General features: G+C 66.6%; 2 protein-coding genes. One reads left to right on the forward strand and one right to left on the reverse strand.

The window, feature by feature from the left end; translation table 11 throughout:
* The coding region (locus tag IIE03_RS03670; protein WP_332841707.1) for an extracellular solute-binding protein at positions 1-497 on the reverse strand (497 nt) is incomplete at its 3' end.
* 470 nt (positions 498-967) lie between these two features.
* On the opposite strand from IIE03_RS03670, the gene IIE03_RS03675 reads away from it, so the two are divergent.
* A partial coding sequence (locus tag IIE03_RS03675) for a GH1 family beta-glucosidase (protein ID WP_192861386.1) occupies positions 968-2,366 on the forward strand: 1,399 nt, incomplete at its 3' end.

Raw genomic sequence — 2,366 nt, forward strand, 5'->3', positions numbered from 1 at the left:
TCGGTGAACAGGTCGGGGTACTGGGCCAGCTCGCTGATCCAGTCCACCTCGATGGCCTCGATGTCAGCCAGGCCCTCGCCACCGGCCGCGAGCTTGGTCGTCAGGTTGGTCCGCGCGTCGTCTGCGCCCGCCGCGGTGATCGGCTCGACGGTGATATTCGGGTGCTCCTCGGTGTACTTGTCGAAGAGATCCTGGGTGTAGCCGAAGTCATTGAAGGTCGCGACGGTGAGAGTGATGGGGTCGCCCTCGGCCGGTCCTTCGCCTGCAGATCCACCACCTGCAGATCCACCGCAACCCGCGAGGGCAAGAACTGCGACAGCGGTCCCAGCAGTTGTTGCGGAGATGCGACCGAAAGATCGAATGAATTGCATAATGACTCCTTTGTCTGTTCGGGAAGACGTAGAAATAGCACCTTGTCGCCGGATGTTCGACCGGCCGGTGTCGAAGCTTCTGATGTACCGCAGATACTCGTGATCGCTGATGAAGGCGTCAACCACCGGACGCGGGTCTCCGGTGAGAGAGAGACAGGTATCGGCCATTTTCCAGGGCTTATACCCTCAGCGGGCCGAGCCGGGTGGTGATCGGTTTTGATCGAGATCGCTCGACGGCTGCCGCACTCGTGGCCCGCCGGACGCGTGTGGTCGGCTCGAGCTCGGCCGAGCTGAACGAGCCGCTTGGCCAGCCAGATCGCGCGTCCCGCGCAGTGGCCGACCGGGGCTTCTCGCCGCGCCCGGGCAAGTGTCGCTCCGTTGAGCCAGGTGGACGCATCCACGCCTGAGCATGCGAAGCTCCTCCCGTCACGATCCGTCACCGTGACACCGGCGCTCTATCCGCAGACAGGGAGAACGAACGGTTATTGACAGCCCTGCCGCCATCCCTTGTGGAGCCGACATCGAGGCGTGAACTCGTGCACCAGGGCGCCAGACCAGACAATCAGCGACACAGCAGAATGTTGGATGGAGATCACATGACAGCGTCCGATACCCGTACCTTCCCTGCCGATTTCGTGTGGGGTTCTGCGACGGCGTCGTATCAGATCGAGGGTGGTGTGGGGGAGGGTGGTCGGGGTCGGTCGATCTGGGACACGTTTTCTCACACGCCGGGCAAGACTCTGAATGGTGACACCGGTGACGTGGCCGACGACCACTTCCACCGGTGGCGTCAGGACGTGCGGCACATCGCGGACCTGGGTCTGGACGCCTACCGGTTCTCGATCGCGTGGCCGCGGGTGCAGCCCGGGGGTAGTGGTGAGTTCAACCCGGAGGGGATCGGCTTCTACTCCGATCTGCTGGACGCCTTGCTGGCCGTGGGTGTCAAGCCGGTGGTCACGTTGTACCACTGGGACCTGCCGCAGGAACTGCAGGACGCGGGCGGCTGGACGAATCGTGCCACCGCGGAGGCGTTCGCGCGTTACGCGCGCCGCATGGCCGAGGAGTTCGGTGACCGGGTGGAGGTGTGGACCACGCTGAACGAGCCGTGGTGCACGGCCCTGCTGGGTTACGGTTCGGGTGTGCATGCCCCGGGTATCAGCGACCCGGTGGCGGCGTTGCGGGCGATCCATCACCTGAACCTGGCCCACGGTCTGGCGGTCCGGGAGATCCGGGACGTGCTGGGCGCGTCGGCCAAGGTGTCGATCACCCTCAACCTGCACGTCGTGCGGCCCGACGACCCGTCCTCGCAGGCCGACCTGGAGGCCAAGCGCAAGGCGGACGAGATCGCCAACGAGTCGTTCCTCGGGCCGCTGCTGGAGGGCGCCTACCCGGCCGGCCTGCTGGAGCGCACCGCCTCGCTGACGGACTGGTCGTTCGTGCGCGACGGTGACCTGGAGGCCATCCACCGGCCGCTGACCGTGCTCGGGGTGAACTACTACTCCACCGCCCGCGTGCGCGCCTGGTCGGGCCAGGGGCAGCGGCAGCAGGCCGACGGGCACAAGGACTCCGCCGGCAACCCGTGGATCGGCGCCGAGGACGTGGAGTTCCTGCCCCAGCCGGGCCCGCACACCGCCATGGGCTGGAACATCGAACCGGCCGGCCTGACCGACCTGCTCCTCCAACTGCACGACCGCTACCCGGATCTGGCGCTCATGGTCACCGAGAACGGCGCCGCGTTCGACGACGAGGTCACCGTCACCGACGGCGTCGCCCGCGTGCACGACCCCCGCCGCGTGCAGTACCTGCACGACCACGTCGAGGCACTCGGCCTGGCCCGCGACAAGGGCGCAGACGTGCGCGGCTACTTCGCCTGGTCCCTGCTGGACAACTTCGAGTGGGCCTACGGCTACGACCGCCGCTTCGGCATCATCCACGTCGACTACGACACCCAGGAACGCCTCTGGAAAGACTCCGCCCACTGGTACCACCGCCTGG

Origin of the sequence: Myceligenerans pegani, from assembly GCF_014892515.1 — a bacterium.
GTDB lineage: Bacteria > Actinomycetota > Actinomycetes > Actinomycetales > Cellulomonadaceae > Myceligenerans > Myceligenerans pegani.